At 64.0% G+C, this 734-nt stretch carries 1 pseudogene; it reads right to left on the reverse strand.

Annotated elements, in window-relative coordinates:
* Window positions 1-180, reverse strand: a pseudogene (locus MOV75_RS40540) (penicillin-binding protein activator); the annotation flags it as partial.
* Between the last annotated feature and the right edge of the window lie 554 nt (window positions 181-734).

Consider the following 734-nt stretch of genomic DNA (forward strand, 5'->3'; position numbering starts at 1 on the left):
CTGGGCCGGCGGCGCGGAGGAGCTGCTGAACGGGTTGGAGAACTGGCTCAGACTCTGCTGCACGCCGGCGCAGGCCGACAGCAGGGGTGCCCCGAGCAACAGGCCGAGCGCGCTCCTTCGGGTCGCCCCCGACGATCGGGGCCCCGGAACGGGAGACTTTGGATAACGCGGGCCCACCATGGCAGCTTCTCTTCTGACCCGCCTTCTCGCCGGCCGGTCATCACATTCTTTCCACGACACAAGCCGCGGATTCAGGCATATTGTCGGCAAATAGTTAACCGAAACAAAAGGATAATGGCCGCTTAACGCGGCCGCCTTTCCGTCCCGGCAACTGTTCGCCGTCGCTTACGCAGCATCAAGGCGGTGTTTCCGTCGCGAATATGGCGCGAGGGCCCTCACTCCCTCTCGACGTGATCCTGATCGATCACATTCCCGTCCGTTCCTCACCCCTCACCTCGGCGCGATCTTTTTCCAGGAGCCGGTTCCCAGCCCTGCGGATCGTGCCTAAGTTGACTTCATTATGCGCGCAAAGCCGGCCCCGATAAATACGCCTGAAGCTCAAGACGCCGCCTCGCGCGGTTTCTCCATCGATGCCCATCGGCTCGCGGCGTGGTCCGGACCTACCATCTCCCGGTCGAGGGTGATGTGGCGTTCGATCACGACGGCGCCGAGCGCCACCGCGGCGGTCGAGACGGCAATGCCACGCTCGTGGCCGGAATAGCCGACGACCGGAT

Source organism: Bradyrhizobium sp. PRIMUS42, assembly GCF_023006515.1.
Classification (GTDB): Bacteria; Pseudomonadota; Alphaproteobacteria; order Rhizobiales; family Xanthobacteraceae; genus Bradyrhizobium.